This is a genomic window from Dysgonomonas sp. 520 (assembly GCF_010501095.1).
GTDB lineage: Bacteria > Bacteroidota > Bacteroidia > Bacteroidales > Dysgonomonadaceae > QVMP01.
On the sequence record NZ_QVMP01000007.1, the window covers coordinates 164,405 to 182,733 of the forward strand.

Annotated in this window: 18 protein-coding genes; 9 read left to right on the plus strand and 9 right to left on the minus strand. The window is 37.5% G+C overall.

Annotation, left to right across the window (positions count from 1 at the left end; translation table 11 throughout):
• Positions 1-299 precede the first annotated feature (299 nt).
• From D0T56_RS05705 to fabD, 4 genes are all read left to right on the plus strand, one after another.
• Positions 300-1,076 carry a hypothetical protein gene (locus D0T56_RS05705; protein WP_163319175.1) on the plus strand — a complete coding sequence of 259 codons (777 nt, stop codon included), beginning with the start codon at positions 300-302 and terminating at the stop codon, positions 1,074-1,076.
• A 156-nt stretch (positions 1,077-1,232) separates the two neighbouring features.
• Positions 1,233-4,916 (plus strand): phosphoribosylformylglycinamidine synthase, encoded by a 3,684-nt coding sequence (gene purL / locus D0T56_RS05710; protein WP_163319207.1) that lies wholly within the window; start codon positions 1,233-1,235, stop codon positions 4,914-4,916.
• 57 nt (positions 4,917-4,973) lie between these two features.
• Positions 4,974-5,675, plus strand: coding sequence for a tol-pal system YbgF family protein (locus D0T56_RS05715; RefSeq protein ID WP_163319176.1), 702 nt, complete (start codon positions 4,974-4,976; stop codon positions 5,673-5,675).
• 26 nt (positions 5,676-5,701) lie between these two features.
• Positions 5,702-6,583, plus strand: coding sequence for an ACP S-malonyltransferase (gene fabD, locus D0T56_RS05720; protein WP_163319177.1), 882 nt, complete (start codon positions 5,702-5,704; stop codon positions 6,581-6,583).
• Positions 6,584-6,639: 56 nt separating this feature from the next.
• On the opposite strand, the gene D0T56_RS05725 is transcribed toward fabD, so the two are convergent.
• The 9 genes from D0T56_RS05725 to D0T56_RS05765 form a co-directional block, all read right to left on the minus strand.
• Positions 6,640-7,338 carry a M48 family metallopeptidase gene (locus tag D0T56_RS05725; protein WP_163319178.1) on the minus strand — a complete coding sequence of 233 codons (699 nt, stop codon included), beginning with the start codon at positions 7,336-7,338 and terminating at the stop codon, positions 6,640-6,642.
• Positions 7,339-7,406: 68 nt separating this feature from the next.
• Positions 7,407-8,165: a uroporphyrinogen-III synthase gene (locus D0T56_RS05730; protein WP_163319179.1), complete on the minus strand. Its 759-nt coding sequence runs from the start codon at positions 8,163-8,165 to the stop codon at positions 7,407-7,409.
• On the minus strand, positions 8,162-9,181 hold the full coding sequence (locus tag D0T56_RS05735) for a DUF4271 domain-containing protein (protein ID WP_163319180.1): 1,020 nt from the start codon (positions 9,179-9,181) through the stop codon (positions 8,162-8,164). The genes D0T56_RS05730 and D0T56_RS05735 overlap by 4 nt, the downstream gene beginning before the upstream one ends.
• Before the next feature lie 105 nt (positions 9,182-9,286).
• Entirely contained in the window at positions 9,287-10,555 is a 1,269-nt protein-coding gene (gene metK, locus D0T56_RS05740; RefSeq protein WP_163319181.1) for a methionine adenosyltransferase, read from the minus strand.
• 197 nt (positions 10,556-10,752) lie between these two features.
• Positions 10,753-11,607, minus strand: coding sequence for an ATP phosphoribosyltransferase (hisG, locus tag D0T56_RS05745; RefSeq protein WP_163319182.1), 855 nt, complete (start codon positions 11,605-11,607; stop codon positions 10,753-10,755).
• Between the two features lie 141 nt (positions 11,608-11,748).
• On the minus strand, positions 11,749-12,189 hold the full coding sequence (locus D0T56_RS05750) for a hypothetical protein (protein ID WP_163319183.1): 441 nt from the start codon (positions 12,187-12,189) through the stop codon (positions 11,749-11,751).
• A 24-nt stretch (positions 12,190-12,213) separates the two neighbouring features.
• On the minus strand, positions 12,214-12,585 hold the full coding sequence (locus D0T56_RS05755; protein ID WP_185153839.1) for a hypothetical protein: 372 nt from the start codon (positions 12,583-12,585) through the stop codon (positions 12,214-12,216).
• A 78-nt stretch (positions 12,586-12,663) separates the two neighbouring features.
• Positions 12,664-13,212: an RNA polymerase sigma factor gene (locus tag D0T56_RS05760; RefSeq protein ID WP_163319184.1), complete on the minus strand. Its 549-nt coding sequence runs from the start codon at positions 13,210-13,212 to the stop codon at positions 12,664-12,666.
• Between the two features lie 35 nt (positions 13,213-13,247).
• Positions 13,248-14,309 (minus strand): tetratricopeptide repeat protein, encoded by a 1,062-nt coding sequence (locus D0T56_RS05765; RefSeq protein WP_163319185.1) that lies wholly within the window; start codon positions 14,307-14,309, stop codon positions 13,248-13,250.
• A 207-nt stretch (positions 14,310-14,516) separates the two neighbouring features.
• On the opposite strand from D0T56_RS05765, the gene serS reads away from it, so the two are divergent.
• The 5 genes from serS to D0T56_RS05790 all read left to right on the plus strand — a co-directional run bounded on the left by serS (position 14,517) and on the right by D0T56_RS05790 (position 18,321).
• Complete coding sequence (serS, locus tag D0T56_RS05770) at positions 14,517-15,788, plus strand: serine--tRNA ligase (RefSeq protein WP_163319186.1); 1,272 nt, start codon at positions 14,517-14,519, stop codon at positions 15,786-15,788.
• Between the two features lie 8 nt (positions 15,789-15,796).
• Positions 15,797-16,186, plus strand: a complete 390-nt coding sequence (locus tag D0T56_RS05775; protein ID WP_163319187.1) for a lipocalin-like domain-containing protein — start codon at positions 15,797-15,799, stop codon at positions 16,184-16,186.
• A gap of 261 nt (positions 16,187-16,447) precedes the next feature.
• Positions 16,448-16,966, plus strand: coding sequence for an SPOR domain-containing protein (locus D0T56_RS05780; RefSeq protein WP_163319188.1), 519 nt, complete (start codon positions 16,448-16,450; stop codon positions 16,964-16,966).
• A gap of 84 nt (positions 16,967-17,050) precedes the next feature.
• Positions 17,051-17,809 carry an MBL fold metallo-hydrolase gene (locus D0T56_RS05785; RefSeq protein ID WP_163319189.1) on the plus strand — a complete coding sequence of 253 codons (759 nt, stop codon included), beginning with the start codon at positions 17,051-17,053 and terminating at the stop codon, positions 17,807-17,809.
• An 80-nt stretch (positions 17,810-17,889) separates the two neighbouring features.
• Positions 17,890-18,321 (plus strand): dCMP deaminase family protein, encoded by a 432-nt coding sequence (locus D0T56_RS05790; RefSeq protein WP_163319190.1) that lies wholly within the window; start codon positions 17,890-17,892, stop codon positions 18,319-18,321.
• Positions 18,322-18,329 lie beyond the last annotated feature (8 nt).

Here is an 18,329-nt window from a genome sequence, read left to right on the forward strand (position 1 = left end):
TTTTAAGTGTTTGTGTAACAACATGTTTAACTAAAGTTTTACAGTAATTTTTGCTATATTTTCAAATTAACAATCGTAATTACTTATTTATAAGCCGTTTATAAGAAATCATCTGTCATTTCATCGTTAGTGTTTTTTTCGTGTTTCACTAAAAGTTCGTTTTCTGTTTTATTCCTTTTGTAAAATATTCTTTTTCAGCCATATAACCATCATTCCGTCACTCTACAAGTGACAGAGAGGCAGTATCTTAAAATTCAACACATTAATAAAAAAGCAGAACTCAACAAATAACAAAAATTATGAAAAAGAACATTTTGATTTTATTTATGTTTTTAGCTGTTACGACGCTAAAAGCACAGGTCGGAGTAAACACAGAAAACCCTCAGGGAATCTTCCACATCGACGGGCAAAGAAACACGAGTGGAAACACGAACTTTTCGGACGATGTGGTAGTGGACACACAAGGTCGAATTGGAGTAGGAACAAACAGCCCTCAGACCAAAGTTGACATAAAGGCTGCAACAGCAGGAACAGGTTTCCGTTTGCAGGACGGAACGCAAGGAAACGGGAAAATACTAACCTCTGATGCTAATGGTAATGGCAGTTGGGCTGCAAACGGTATACAGACTGTTTTGCCAGTATGGAGTCTTTCATTAGATTCAATTTCCATAGAAAAAAAGGGAGTAAGTACTGGAACAACGATAACTCTACCTCCCGGTAAGTGGTGGATACATGGCTCCTTTCTAGTTAAATTTAATAAACTAAATGAAATATCATACTTTGTAAGATCCAGTTTTACAGATGGAGTGATTCCTGTAGGTACTGAAAATTGTCCTGTAACTACAGATATTGTTCAACGATGTCATATTTCAGGCGCAGTAGGTCTAAAAGCTGATTTTTCTTTAATCGGTGGAGGTATTACCCTTGACAATCAAACCAATTCAACCAAAACATATACTGTTACAATGGAGTTGGTAAGTGGAACATCAAAGCCACTTGAAAATCTTAAATTTATACGTTTTGCCCAAGGTCTGTGGGGAGAAGACAATATGATTGCCATAAAAATACAAGACTAGAAACAGAAAAAAGAATCTCTCAGTATGTGCCAACAACACTGAGAGATTTTTACTTTCATTTTAATCCCATAACCATCATTTTTATTCTTTATTTATGATACTTTTCACTAACTTTGCGTGCGTATTTTAAAAAAATAAAATAACACATAAAAAATGATGGTTGCTTTCTTCCAAACTTCTGCAAAAAACATTATTGCAGTTCAAACAAAAACTTCTCTTAATTCATCTGATGTCGAAAAACTTACATGGCTGTTTAGCGGGGCTACAATGCTTGCAGAAACACAATTGGACGGTTGTTTCGTTGGTCCTCGTAAAGAAATGATTACTCCTTGGAGTACGAATGCTGTTGAAATCACTCAAAATATGGGTGTTGAAGGCATTGTTCGTATCGAGGAATATTTTCTTTCCGAAAAAGACGCTAAGTTCGACCCGATGCTTCAAGAAAATTATAACGGACTGAATCAGGAAATTTTCACAATAAATAAAACTCCGGAACCTATTGTCGAAATTGCAGATATTGCAGCCTACAATGAAAAGGAAGGATTGGCACTGAGTGAAGACGAAATAGAATATCTAAATGGCCTGAGCAAAAAACTAGAAAGAAAACTAACTGACAGTGAGGTTTTTGGTTTTTCTCAGGTGAACTCGGAACATTGCCGCCACAAAATATTCAACGGTACTTTCATAATTGACGGAGTGGAAAAGGAAAGTACACTGTTTAAACTTATAAAGAAAACATCGCAGCAAAATCCGAACAGGCTAATATCTGCCTACAAAGATAATGTTGCCTTTAGCGATGGTCCTGAAATTGAACAATTTGCTCCTGCCAGCGGAGATAAACCGGACTATTATAAGACCAAACAAATTAAATCTGTTATATCGCTTAAAGCGGAAACTCATAACTTCCCCACAACCGTAGAACCATTCAACGGTGCTGCAACCGGTTCGGGTGGTGAAATCCGTGACCGTCTGGGTGGGGGAAAAGGTTCGTTACCCATTGCCGGAACTGCCGTATATATGACCTCTTATCCTCGCACAAAAGAGGGAAGAACATGGGAGCAAAACATGGACGAAAGAAAGTGGCTGTATCAGACTCCCGAAGAAATCCTGATAAAAGCATCGAATGGTGCATCAGACTTCGGAAATAAGTTTGGTCAACCTCTTATTTGCGGTTCGGTATTAACCTTTGAACATCAGGAAAATCAGAAAAAATTTGCTTACGATAAAGTTATTATGCTTGCCGGAGGTGTCGGTTTTGCCAATAAGCGTGACGCATTGAAAGGCGAACCCGTCGCCGGAGAGGATGTTGTAATTCTGGGAGGCGACAATTACCGCATAGGCATGGGCGGAGGAGCCGTATCTTCGGTCGATACAGGTCAATATTCGAGTGGTATTGAACTGAATGCCGTTCAACGTGCTAACCCCGAAATGCAAAAACGTGCTTCGAACGTTATCCGCACATTGACCGAATCGGACAATAATCCGATCGTATCTATTCACGATCATGGCGCAGGAGGTCACCTGAACTGCCTTTCGGAACTTGTTGAGCATACAGGCGGAATTATCGAGGTTGATAAACTTCCCGTTGGCGACCCTACCCTATCATCGAAAGAAATTATAGGAAACGAAAGTCAGGAGAGAATGGGTATGCTTATTCCTTCCGATGCTGCGGAAATGATAGAACGAATAGCAGAACGGGAACGTTCTCCAATGTATGTTGTTGGAGAAACGACTAACGATATGAAATTTGTTTTCGAACAAAAAGATGGTAAACGCCCTATTGATTTGAGTTTGGAAGATTTCTTCGGAAAAGCACCAAAAACAATCATGCGAGATAATACTATTGAGGAAACATACAGTAATACTGATTACGATCTTTCAAAACTGGATGAATACATTAAAAATGTACTTCAATTGGAAGCTGTTGCTTGTAAAGACTGGTTAACAAACAAAGTCGACCGGTCGGTTACAGGAAAAGTTGCACGCCAACAGACTCAGGGAGAGATACAATTACCTCTGAGCGACTTGGGTGCAGTGGCTTTAGACTACAAAGGCCGTGCAGGTATAGCTACTTCCATCGGGCATGCGCCTCAAGTGGCTATGATTGATCCCGAAGCCGGATCAGTTATATCAATCGCAGAGGCTTTAACAAATATTGTCTTCGCTCCATTGGAAGGAGGATTGCAGGGTGTTTCGTTGAGTGCCAACTGGATGTGGCCATGTAAAAATCCCGGAGAAGATGCACGTTTGTATAATGCGGTGGAAGCATGTTCTAATTTTGCCTGCGAGTTAGGTATCAATATCCCTACGGGTAAAGACTCGTTGTCTATGACCCAGAAGTATGGCGAAGAGAAAGTTTATTCGCCGGGAACGGTTATTATTTCAGCCGCTTCGGAGGTGAAAAATATCCGAAAAATAGTATCGCCCGTATTGGCATATATAAAAGGTACATACCTTTATTATATAGATTTTTCTTTCGACTCATTGAAACTTGGAGGTTCGGCATTTGCACAAACACTTGGCAAATTAGGGGAAGAAGTTCCGACAGTAAAAGACACCGAATATTTCAAGAACGCTTTTGCGGCTGTTCAAGAGTTAATAGACAGGGGACTTATCCTCGCAGGGCACGATATATCGGCCGGAGGATTGATAACCGCAATGCTCGAGATGTGTTTTGCAAACCCTCAGGGAGGATTGGAAGCCAGATTGGACAAATTGCATCACTCCGATCTTATTAAAATCCTGTTCTCCGAAAATCCGGGTATTTTGATTCAGGTGAAACATCATCACCTTGTTGAAAAAATACTTGAAGACTTCGGACTTGGTTATGCTATCGTGGCACGTCCTATCGAAGAACGTAAGTTGATTATTCAAAAAGATTCTTTCGCTAAAGAGTTCAATATTGACGAGTTGCGTGATGTTTGGTACGAATCTTCATACTTGCTCGACAAGAAACAAAGTGGAGAAAATTTAGCAAAAGAACGTTTCGATAATTATAAGAAACAACCTTTAAAATTCAATATAAATCCTAAATTTAGCGGTCGTTTTTCCAGCTTGGATATTACTCCGAACAGAACAGGAGCGTCGGGAATAAAAGCCGCCATAATCAGGGAAAAAGGTACAAATGGAGAACGGGAAATGGCGTATTCCCTTTATCTTGCCGGATTTGATGTTAAAGACGTACACATGACTGACTTAGCTTCGGGCAGAGAAACATTGGAAGATATAAATCTGATTGTTTTCTGTGGAGGATTCTCAAATTCGGATGTAATGGGTTCTGCTAAAGGATGGGCCGGAAGTTTCATGTACAACGAAAAGGCGAAGAAAGCATTGGATAACTTTTATGCCCGCCAAGATACATTGAGCCTTGGAGTATGTAACGGTTGCCAGTTGATGATGGAATTAGGATTGGTTTATCCGGAACATGACGAAAAGCCTAAAATGGATCATAATATTTCACACAAATTTGAATCAAGTTTTGTCAGTGTGGAAATTCCTCAAAACGAATCGGTGATGTTCGGCTCGCTATCGGGTAGTACGTTAGGTATTTGGGTTGCTCATGGCGAAGGTCGTTTCCGTTTGCCAAAGGCCGAATCGGAGTACAATTTTGTAGCTAAATATATTTATGATGGTTATCCGGGCAATCCGAATGGTTCAGATTATAATACAGCCGGAGTTTGCTCGAAAGATGGTCGCCATCTGGCTATAATGCCACACTTGGAACGTTCTCTATTCCCCTGGCAATGTGCTTATTATCCGTTCGAATATCGTAAAGATGATGTTACGCCTTGGATAGAAGCATTTATTAATGCGAGAAAGTGGATAGAAAAAACGAAATAAGGTAGCAGATCTATCACTACTTAAGCTTAGTTATCAATAAACTAAAGAATTTTCAACATGTTCAAAAGTCTTTTTGGGAAGAACAAAAACAAGGAGAATGATCCTATCAGTCTCAAATTGAAAGAGATTGATGCATATTTTACTGAAAAAGATTACGAGAAAGTAATTTCCGAAGCAAAGGAGATTTTAGATCAGGTTTCGAAAGATAAAAAAGCTGATTTGATAAGAACATTGGCTTTGTCTTATTCGAGAATTGAAGATTATGGCAATGCAAGCCTTTATTTTCAGGAATTGTGCAAGGATACCAACAACTCCGATTATGTGTTTAATCTGTGTATGACACAGATACTCAATAATGAACCGGAAAAAGGACTGGAAACTTTGGAAGATGCAATCAGCCTTTATCAACAAAAAGGCAAGCGTGAAAATATGCCGATTGCCCACATGATTTTCTATACTCTTACAGCATTGTCCGAGACTGAGCAGCATAATTTAGCTTTTGAACAATTAGACAGGCTTGCAATTGTATACAAAAATCTGTCGATTACCGATCCTCATTTCTTACGGACAAGAGGTTATATGCCGATATCTGCAGTTCTGGAAAAAGCGCATATAATTTTAGAGAATCAAAGTCAAGTTGATAGTATTGAGTGGCTTAACGAATTTGCTTCTCATCTGGACGAAAACGGACAGTTGGAAATAAACGATATTATACTCGAATTTGAAAAAGATGTACATAACAATATCGAAACTGAATAAAAACTTATCAAAACATAAATAATAAAATGAAAGCATTTGTTTTTCCTGGACAAGGAGCCCAATTTGTAGGAATGGGTAAAGACTTGTATGAAACATCAGACATAGCAAAAGAATTATTCGAAAAAGCAAACACTATTCTTGGATTCCGCATCACGGACTTAATGTTTAACGGTACGGATGAAGATTTACGTCAGACAAAAGTGACTCAACCTGCTATTTTTCTTCATTCTGTGATTTTAGCAAAAACATTGGGCAGTGAATTCAACCCCGATATGGTTGCAGGCCATTCGTTGGGCGAGTTTTCCGCATTGGTGACAGCAAACGGATTGTCGTTTGAAGATGGTTTGACTCTTGTCTACAAAAGGGCTTTGGCTATGCAAAAAGCATGCGAAATGAATCCGTCTACAATGGCTGCGATACTTGGTTTGCCCGATGCTAAAGTGGAAGAGATATGTGCCTCAATTACAGATGAAACGGTTGTTCCTGCCAACTATAATTGCCCGGGGCAAATCGTAATTTCGGGAACAAATGCCGGCATAGATAAGGCTTGCGAATTGCTGAAAGAAGCCGGTGCTAAAAGAGCATTGAAGCTTAGTGTTGGCGGTGCATTCCATTCTCCATTGATGAATCCTGCTAAAGAAGAATTGGAAAAGGCTATCAATGAAACTAAATTTGAAAAGCCAATCTGCCCGATTTATCAGAATGTATCGACAGTGGCAGAAACAGAGCCGGAAACGATCAGGAAGAATTTGATCGCTCAATTAACTGCTCCCGTGAAATGGACTCAATCGGTAGAACACATGATCGCCGACGGAGCAACTGAATTTGTGGAACTTGGACCCGGATCAGTTTTGCAAGGTCTTGTGAAAAAGATAAATTCGACAGTGGCCACAAGCGGCAAGCAATAAATAGAAGTTATGAGATAAATACAGACGGGGCAAGATTTAAATTTTGCCCCGTTTTTTTACCAATATATTTTATATTCCTTCAATTCTTTGGTTAGCTTTCTTGCTTCATTGTTAGAAACCGAATCTAACAGAGTCCAGAACTTATCGCTATGATTCATTTCTATGGTATGGCAAAGTTCGTGCTTAATTATAAAATCGATTAGATATTCGGGCAATAACATGCATATACAAGACAGGTTTATGTTCTTTTTCGAAGAACAACTCCCCCACCTGGTTTTGCTTTTGTTTATTTTTACTTCCGTAAATTGGAAATTATATGCTTCTGCAATTTGAGCCACTTTGGCGGGGAATATTCGTTTTGCCTCGTATCGCAAGGCTTTTTCTATCATGTGGCGGACAAGTCCTTGTGTCTCTTCTGCTTTAAAATCCGTTTTTAGAGGGCATGTTATAGACAAGACACCATCTTTTAGATTCATATAATAATTTAGCAAAGAGTTGTTGGTTTCAAGTTTCAGTACAAAAGTGAGAGTTTTGAATTCAACGCCAACATAGAATTGAGGTATATCTTTAGCTTTCAGAGTCAGCAATTTAGGCTTCAACTCAATCAATAGTTTCATTGCTTTTTTTATACTATATCCATCTGGGATAGTAACCTTGATATAATCAGGCATCTTCCGAGCAATCAGCCGTTTAGCTCTACTGCTCTCTACAAAAACAATGTGTCCTAGCTCCTTGTCTAAAATTTCATTATTCATATACAGAAAAAATAAGCTCAACTCTTTTTGGAAGAATTAAGCTTGTCAAATATCTTGTTTATAGTAAGCTACTTCTTTTTATGATTTTCTTTTATAAACGCATCCAGAGCAGCAGTCATTGACGGGAATCCGGGTTGCGGAGCCTCGCAGTCAAGCCTGAGTCCTGCGTCTTTTATGGCCTTTGCTGTTGTGGCACCAAAGCAGCCGATATAAATATCACCTTGCTCAAAGTCAGGAGAATTTTTAAATAATGAAACAATGCCTAACGGACTGAAAAATACGATCATATCGTATGATGATATATATTCTCCCGGTATTTCTGTACTTACCGTGCGATACATTATAGCCTTTGTATAGTCAACCTTTTTCTCGTCCAATATGGCTGTAATATCATCATTATGAACATCAGAAACAGGCACGAGAAATTTTTCCTTATTATGCTTTGTCAACGGAGAGGCTAATCCCTCCATCTTACCGGTTGTGCTGAAAAAGATTTTCCTTTTTCTATATACGATATATTTTTGCAAGTAGAGAGCAACAGACTCTGAGATACAAAAATATTTCATCGATTCAGGCATTGTTATCCTCAATTCTTCGCACAATGAGAAGAAATGGTCTATTGCCAGTTTGGCTGTGAATACGATTGCCGTATAATCCTGTATATTTATTCTTTGTTGCCTGAATTCTTTGGCATCCAGACCTTCCACCTTTATGAATTGGCGAAAATCCATTGTCAGATTATATTTTTCGGCTATATCAAAGTAAGGGGATTTTTCGGTCGCTGGTTTTGGTTGTGATATTAAAACTTTTTTAATCTTGACACTCATAATATCCTGCTAATTATATCCTGTTCATATATATAATTCAACCCTTGGTATAACAATATATAGGGTAAAATTTCGACACTGCAAAGGTAGACAATCAAAAACAAAATATTGACATTTTGTTGTAAAAAAAAGGTAATTATATGATAAAAAATAAGCAAACGTTGCAAAACAAACAAGATAAGAGCAACAATTAACACAAAAACGTGATATTGAGCAGAATAGATTAAGAATAATGCCGGAATAAACAAAAAGATGCCCAAAACAAAGATTACACCTACATAAAGATGGATAAAATTCCCTATTGCATTTCGGCAATTAAAGGCATATCCGATAAAGTTATATAACAAATATTTAGCGAAAAAAAACAAGGATAATGCTCCCGCAAAAAGGAATATTATGGGAATACTATCTTCAAGTATGTCAGACCCTAACGACTTATCATTGTCTGAAAAAAACACGAACATAACAATGCTTACCATGAACATTGTTTGCAAAAAGAGAAATATATTGCTCCACATTTCGGATGTGGTGGTTTCTGAATATAAATGTGATTCGGAACGGCCTTGTAGCAAGTGACTCAGATTATTTCCTTTGAATAAAGTAAATCCGGATCTGAATTTTATAGCGAAACACACTAAACAAACAAGAAATATAGTGAGAAAACCGTCGACCTTCTCGAAAGAAAAAGGGCGTTTTATTCCCGGATATCCCACTTCTGTTGATGTTGGGCTTGAAGATGTGTGCAAATCTGCATATTCCCAATCCTTATTACGTAGGGATAGGATTTTAGAACCTTCGCCCAGATAGTCGTATTGAACATATAGAGAATCTGACCTGTTTGCTTGTTGGTCTTCTATAACATCAAAATTTTCAGTGCTTTTTCTTGCTGTTACACTATCAGATTTATGTTGTACTGTTGTCTGGGAATCGGGCAATACATCTATTTCACTTTCCGTTTGAACAGGAAGTGATGGCAACGAATCATTGTTTTTATTATCGACCGGGTCTTGATACATCAATACAATTTTTATAAAAAGACAGAGATATGAAAGAAAATATCAGGACTGCAAAAGTAATAAATCTTTACAATCCTGATATCTTTTTATTTATAAGAATTTACCCTAGATGCCAAATTCTTTTTTTACGATATCCACAAAATCGAGTTTCTCCCAGGTGAATAGTTCAACTTCCTTAACAACAGGAGTTGGGGAGTATCTTGATTTGAATTCTTTTGTAACTGTTTCGGGCTGACGTCCCATGTGGCCATAAGCTGCTGTTTCGGAATAGATTGGGTTTCTTAGTTTCAATCTTTCTTCAATAGCTTTGGGGCGCATATCAAAAATAGCTTCTACTTTTTTAGCTATTTCCCCGTCGGTCATATTCACATTGCTTTTCCCGTACGTATTTATGTAAATATTCATCGGTTTAGCTACCCCGATTGCGTAAGATACTTGTACCAAAACTTCGGGAGAAACTCCTGCTGCCACAAGGTTTTTAGCGATATGGCGAGAAGCATAAGCTGCCGAACGGTCAACTTTTGAAGGGTCTTTTCCTGAGAAAGCTCCTCCTCCGTGAGCACCTTTTCCACCGTATGTGTCTACAATGATTTTACGTCCCGTAAGGCCTGTATCTCCGTGAGGACCTCCGATAACGAATTTTCCCGTCGGATTTACGTGATAGATGATTTTGTCATTGAACAATTTTACAATATCATCTCTGAATTTATATTTTGCTTTAACCCTAGGAATCAGAATATTAATAACATCTTCACGTATTTTAGACTGCATATCTTCGTCTGTTCCAAAATCGTCGTGCTGAGTAGAAATCACAATTGTGTCGATACGCAAAGGGTTTCCATTGTCATCATATTCTATTGTTACCTGAGATTTTGCATCCGGGCGCAAATATGGCATCAACTCGATTTCATTTTTGCGTATTGCTGCAAGTTCCAACAACAAGGCGTGTGAAAGGTCGAGCGCCAAAGGCATATAGTTGTCGGTTTCGTTTGTTGCGTAACCAAACATCATACCCTGATCGCCGGCACCTTGATCCATTGGGTCGGCTTTTTGGTCTACTCCTCTGTTTATGTCGTCCGATTGTTCGTGAATAGCCGATAATACGCCACACGATTTAGCTTCGAACTGATATTCGCTTTTTGTATAGCCAATACGCTCAATAACTTTGCGTGCTACATCTTGCACGTCAATGTATGCTTCCGATTTAACCTCACCGGCCAAAACAACCTGTCCGGTAGTTACCAGAGTTTCGCATGCAACTTTCGATTTTGGGTCATAAGCCAGAAACTCGTCCAATAATGCATCTGAAATTTGATCTGCCACTTTATCGGGATGCCCTTCCGAAACGGACTCCGACGTAAATAAATAACTCATTATATTAAAATAATTAAATGATGAATATTAAGTTTATTATTGACGTGAAGTGGATTTGTCTTTCAAGAACTACTATTATGAAGTAATGTTTTTTAGCATTTTTTCGTGTGGTTGCAAGCAGACAAATCTATCCACAAATAATGGTTGCAAATATAGATTTTTTTTCTGATATGTGCTCCATTGCTCCTTATAATTTTCTATAAAATCATTTTTTCTATGGGGAGAATTAATATACCTTCTGCTCCTAATGCTTTGAGTTTGGTAATTATTTCCCAGAATCTTTTTTCTTCAATCACCGATTGCACCGAGCACCATCCGTTTGATGCCAATTGTGTTACTGTTGGACTGTTCATCCCGGGAAGAAGATCTATTATATCCTGCAATTTCGACTCGTGGGCATTCAGCATAATATATTTCTTTTTATATGCTGTCTGAACGGCATCAATTCTGAAAATAAGATCGTCAAGTATAGCCGATTTTTCTGCTTCAAGATTCTTATTTTTGATAAGTAAGGCTTCCGAACGCATAACTACTTCAACCTCTTTCAGTCTGTTGCTAACCAACGTGGCTCCGGAACTCACAATATCAAAGATTGCCTCAGACAGTCCAATACTTGGAGAGATTTCCACTGAACCCGTAATCTCGTGTATTTCGGCTGTTATATTCTGATCTTTCAAAAATGTTGATAATATGTGAGGGTATGAAGTTGCTATTTTTTTATCATTAAACCAGCTTACGTCTTTATAATCAATATCTTTAGGAATAGCCAGAGACAAGCGGCATTTGCTAAAACCTAATCGTTTTGCGACTTCCGCATCTTCGTTTTTTTCTACAAATTCATTTTCACCAACAATGCCAACATCCGTAACTCCGGTTGCCACCGCTTGCGGGATATCATCATCCCTAAGGAACAAGACTTCCACCGGAAAATCGTTTGCCCTTACCAATAATGTTCTTTTTGTGTTATTCAGTTTTATACCTGTTTCTTTGAGTAATTCCATTGTTTCCTCAAACAGGCGTCCTTTCGATTGTACAGCTATTCTTAAAGTCATAGAAGTAGATTGTTATGATGAAATAAAAGATTGCCCACAAATGTAATACTTTATGGGCAATCTTTTATCAAATTATTCAAAATATAGTCAATTATTTACACTCAAAACAATCAAAGAGATGTAAACAGGCTAAATTTTATATCATTTATTCGATTGATTTACGATTTTTTTCACAAATTGCTTTTCAGCCATTTGATATTTGTGTATTTTTTCGGCCGACAATATTGTTTTCATCTTTTTGTAATATTCTTTATCCAATTCGGCTTCTTTTATTTTGCAATCGACCTGCAACTCATTATACATTTCATAATCAACGTTTGTGGCATTAGCACCTTTTTGTCTCAGCTCTCTGTTTTTTCTTCTAGCCTCCCTGTTTATTTCAAATTTTTTGGTCAGCAACTCATCACACAATGGTATAAAGGCTTTCGATTCCTGATCTGTCAAACCAATTTCCTTTACAAGGAAATCAATCCTTTCCTTTTTAAATTTCTCGACGTCAAATTTTCCACGCCTTTGTTGTTGCTGTGCATTTACCCCGAAAAACACGGTCAAGGTTAGTATTATTATTGCTATTCTTTTCATACTCAAAATGTTCTTATCGTTTACTTATTCTGCAAAAGTTTCGTAATATGATGTGTTTCTCGCTTCATCTTGCAAGAAAAGATAAAAATCGTCAGCTTCGCTTGCCGATGATGTTGTAGCCATCATGGTTTCGTTTGCCGAAGATTCCGATTCTGCAAAACCTTTATCTTTTTGGATTGTCTTATTGTTGAAAAATCCAACAGTGACGAGGACCCCGACAAAAGCCGCTGCAACAGCCGATATTGGTAATATTTTTTTCCAAAGAGGTGTCACATTCCTTTTTTCTGTATTATTTTCATCCGGCAACCGTGACATTATTTCCGCATTGAATTTTTCGAAATAATTTTCGGGCACATTAAACGGATTTTTTTTATTCATTTCATCTAAACCAGACATAATGGAGATATTTTAAAGAATGTTCTTTTTCTAGTTACTATTAACACTACTATTGAGACTCAATATTTGATAAAAGGTTTAATTTGATGTAGATAAAAAATCTTCAATTTTTTTCACTGCATGATGATACGATGCTTTGAGGGCTCCAACTGATGTGTCGAGAATCTCAGACATTTCTTCATATTTCATTTCATCAAAATATTTCATATTGAATACTATCCGTTGTTTTTCGGGTAGTGTCAGCACTGCTTGTTGTAGTTTTTTCTGAGCTTCGTCTCCGTCAAAATAAACATCGCTTTCCAATTTGTTTTGCATAAACGAATCGTCATCAATAGGGATGTTTTGATGTTGTCGTTGCTTATTCAGGAACGAAATTGCCTCATTTATAGCTATTTTATAGAACCATGTCTGCAATTTCGATTCGCCTCTGAAGTTTTCGAGGTTAGTCCAAACTTTTATAAATGTATTTTGCAAAACATCATTGGCGTCGTCATGGTTCATGACGATTTTTCTTATTTGCCAATATAGTTTTTCGCTATATTCTTGCACAAGTTTTTCAAAAGCACTTCTTCTTGTTGCTTTATTTTGCAAATTGGCGATCAATATTTTTTCGTCAAATCCAGACATTAAGGTTATTTGTTTTCTATATTTATTTTACCTGTCTAATCTTCGTCTACGGCTTCCGTGTTGTCGTCCAGATCAGAGTCGTCACCAAAATCGGCTTCTTCATCTTCAGCGCCCTGACCATCTTCAAACCAGGCGATGAAATTGTCAACCTTTTTATGATTATTATTCCACCAGGTCAACGATTGGGGGGAGTGACATGCACTGATATACCGGCAATAGGTTTCGAAGTAACCGGAGTTTAAAATTTCGGAGTAGATGGGCACAAAAAAGTCCCAGATAGGGCCCGATTGAGTATCATTCTGTATTTGCCCCAATGTGAAGAATATACTTTTAGATACTTGTTCAAAAAAGCGATATTTAGATTCCGGATCATCATCAACAGGTTTAATGCGCTGAATATAAGCATATAATTTTTGGCGATCAATGCCTTCTTCCATTTCCAGACCGGGAGAATTTTCGTCTATTGTCTGATTAATCAGATCATACATTTCCCCGAAAGCATCTTTCGAGCGTTCTGTATTTGGTTCAAGCAGAAGGAAAAAGTGAAATGACAAAAAGCTTTCAACCCATTTATTCGTATCATTTAAGGAGTATGCGTACAGCAAAAATGTATCGGGATGAGTGGGGTCTATCTCTATTGCTTTCCTTAGGTTATTTATAGCGAGTTCATAATTTCCTTGTTTAAAATAGCTATATCCTAAATTGTAATGCAACAGATATTCATCTTTATACTTCGAAATAGCTTCATTCAACAACTTAATGGCCTGGTCTTCTTGCCCTAATTCGGACAACGCCGTACTTTTAACGCAATATGCGTCAATAATTAGGAGTTGATAATTGGCGTTGATAACCTTTGTACTGTATTTGAGGGCATTGTCATAATCTTTCAAATATAAATAAGACAAGGACATTTCGTATATTGCCGACATTGATGTAGAATTGAGTTTCAATGCCTCTTCATAATACCTGATAGCTTCCTTATATTTTCCCCGTTCATGCATACCAACCCCTTTACGAATCAGTTTGTCTGAAGATGCCTGAGAAAAGGAATTTAAAGAAAGACAGAGTAATAGGGCTATTATATAATATTTTTTCATTTTATGTTCGTATAATTTCGTCTACAAAAATAACAAATTCTATCAAATTGCTTGAATTTACGGCGTTTCGTTTCATTTTTTTATAAATAACTCTTTATTTATTCTCAAAATCGGATTCCTGTCTTTATTTTTTATAAATTTTATTCTATAACTTTGTATTTCGTTTAAATTTGTACAATCAAAATACCTAAAATAATTTAGAAAGAAATGCTGACACTAAAAGCCATTAACGACAACCCCGAAGAGATAATCAAAAAATTGTCAAAAAAACATTTTGATGCTAAAGAGATTATCTACAATATTATTGAGACTGATAAAGATAGAAAAGGTTTACAAACCAAGTTGGAAAAAGGCTTATCGGAAATAAACAGTATATCGAAATCCATAGGTATTTTAATGAAAGACGGCAAAAAGGACGAGGCTCAGCAAGCCAGAGAACAGGTTGCCGAAATTAAAGAAAAGAATAAAACCCTTGAGGATCAACTGAAAAAAGCAGAAAACCAACTGCAAGAAATGTTGGTTCAGATACCTAACGCCCCATCGGATGAAGTTCCGGAGGGTAGAACGGCAAACGATAATGTAGTGGAACGCACTGGCGGAAATATTCCTCAATTAGAAGACGGTGCCCTACCCCACTGGGATTTGGCGAAAAAATACGATTTGATAGATTTTGAACTGGGTGTAAAAATTGCAGGAGCAGGTTTTCCCGTATATAAAGGTAAGGGGGCACGCTTGCAACGCTCGCTTATCAACTTTTTCTTAGATAAAGCTCGTGATGCGGGATATCTTGAAATACAACCTCCGTATGTGGTTAATTCTGATTCCGGTTATGGAACAGGAAATTTACCCGACAAAGAAGGACAAATGTATCATGCCACAATAGATGACTTGTACCTTATTCCAACCGCCGAAATTCCCGTGACAAATATATACAGGGATGTGATTCTGGACGAAAAGGATTTACCTTTAAAAAACACAGCATATTCGGCATGTTTCCGCCGGGAAGCCGGTTCTTACGGTAAAGATGTAAGAGGCTTGAACAGGCTGCACCAATTTGACAAGGTTGAGATTGTGCGTATAGATACTCCCGAACATTCTTACGAATCTCTGAAAGAAATGGTCGACTATGTGCAATCGCTTGTTGAAGAGTTGGAATTGCCTTGGCGTATTCTTCGTTTGTGCGGAGGAGATATGAGTTTTACATCTGCCCTGACATTCGATTTCGAAGTGTATTCGGCAGCACAGGAACGTTGGCTTGAGGTTAGCTCCGTTTCCAACTTCGAGAGTTTTCAGGCAAATCGTCTCAAATGCAGATATAGAGGTGAGGACAAAAAAACTCAGCTTGTGCATACGCTTAACGGTAGTGCTTTAGCATTGCCACGAATTGTAGCTGCACTTCTCGAAAACAATCAAACTCCAGAGGGTATCCGCATACCTAACGCCTTGATTCCATATACAGGCTTTGATATAATAAATTAAAAAAAAGTATGAAAAATACTCCATATATATACTTGCTGATCTTGGCTTTCTGTTCATGTTTTTTCGTTTCTTGTGAAGATTACGAATACACCGAAATAGAAAAACAATGGCAATTGCGGGAAAAGAAAATCAACGATCAGACAATTCCTGTCGATACTGTTTTTTATAGTTTCAGGAAAGGGGTATTCAGGCATTTACTATTGACTTCCGAAACTACCTCGGTCGAAAGTTTCGGGGTATATAACAAAGATGGAAATTCGCTTCAAATAGAGCTTAAAACCCGTGAAGTATATGTAGATTGGGATGAAAACACAAGGTCATTTCAAATCGAGAAACTGAATGGCTCCGATTTAATCATGGAGTATAACGACACGACATACATTTTTCGAAAATATTGATATCAGTATAGTTGTAGGGGCGTAAAATCTTACGCCCGAATATCAGGGCGAATGTTTTTCGCCCCTACGATGCTTATTATCAGAATTTAAATCAACTATTTTCAACTACCGATTCGTTTCAATTTATATTGAATAGTTAACATTGTAGACAAAACAATTAGAACTGAAACGATGTTATATTATAAAAATAATAGAATATTTTAATATCTTTGCAAGAGTTAAATTAACATGTAATGTCGATTACTTATAATAAATAAAACTATGAATAAATTATTAGCGATTGGATTATCACTATCAATGGTCGTATTATTCTCGGCTTGTAAGCCTAAACAAAGCGCTTATAAATCGGTCTACGAAGCTGCGAAAGAAAGAGAACTGGAAGAAGAGAAAGCTGCGGAACCTGTAACCAAGAATGCATATCCCGCATATACTCCAACAGAAGACGCAACATCAACCAGAGTTGAAAAAGTGAAACCTGTGTCGGATGCAGATGCTTCGGGTCTAAAAAAATATAGCGTTGTTATTGCTTCATTAAGCGTGAAACCTAATGCAGACATATTGAAATCGAAAATAGAAAAAGATGGTTACAACGTTATATTGGCTCAAAACGAATCGGGTTTGTATCGTGTGATAATCGCAAGTTACGACAACAAGTCGCAAGCGGTGGCTATGCGTAACGAAGTTAGAGAGGAATACTCTTCAAAAGGAGATGTAAGTTACCTGAAAAGAGTGTACAACATACCTTTCGACGATTTATGGATTCTTGAAAGACAATATTAAACGAAGCTATAAAATAGTACAAGCAAGCTAAAAAAATATGGCTATTTCAAAAAAGAGGAATAGCCATATTTTCTGTTTATGAATATGAAGATTACATTTTTAGGAACAGGAACATCGACGGGCGTACCCGAAATAGGTTGCACTTGCGATGTATGCAAATCGTCGGATGTAAAAGACAAAAGGTTGCGGGCATCGGTGTTGATCAATATGGATGGCAAAAACATATTGATAGATTGCGGACCCGATTTTCGTCAGCAGATGTTGCAACAACATTTCGATAAATTGCACGGGGTTCTTCTCACGCATGAGCATTACGATCATGTGGGAGGAATTGACGATTTGCGCCCTTTTTGCAAATTCGGAGACATTGATATATATACCGAACCTTATGTAGCTGATGCGTTGAAAAATCGGATACCCTACTGTTTCGAGGATAATAAATATCCGGGGATTCCCAATATATCCATAACCGAAATAGGTATGGATAAGTTTTCAATCGAAAATATTTCTATAACCCCCATCAGGTTGATGCATCATTTACTGCCTATAACCGGATTCAGGATAAATAACTTCGCATATCTGACAGACTTGAAAACTATACCGGAAAGCGAGTTTATTAAACTGCAAAACCTTGATGCTCTTGTCATTAATGCTTTACGTATAAAAGAGCACATTTCGCATCAAACATTAGAGCAAGCCCTTGTTAACATTCAAAAAATAGCACCTAAAAAAGCATATCTTACACATATATCGCATCATCTGGGATTGCACGAAGCAGTACAAAGCAAACTTCCGGCAAATGTTTTTCTTGCTTATGATAGCCTGATTATAGAATCGGAATAAAAAATATGCAGATTCTTTGCAAGCAGATACACGATAACAAATAGATTTTAAGTAAATTTGCACGGGTTAATCCGAAAAAAATGGAAAAGAACAAGCAACAGCTATTAGACATCCGATATTTAAAGATGGCTACTATTTGGGCCGAAAACTCGTATTGTACAAGAAGGCAGGTAGGAGCGATAATAGTTAAAGATAAAATGATAATATCCGACGGGTATAACGGAACACCGGTCGGTTTCGAAAATATCTGTGAAGATGAAAGTGGTATCACCAAACCATACGTCTTGCATGCCGAAGCCAATGCTATAACCAAGGTGGCCTGTTCTCACAACAGTAGCGAAGGTGCAACTATGTATGTAACGGCATCACCCTGCATAGAATGTGCGAAACTGATTATACAAGCCGGAATAAAACGGGTTGTATTTAAAGATCAATATACCAAAACCGACGGATGTGTGTTGTTGGAAAGGGCTCATATAGAATTAGTTCATATACCTGAATTGGAAAAATAAAATATTTA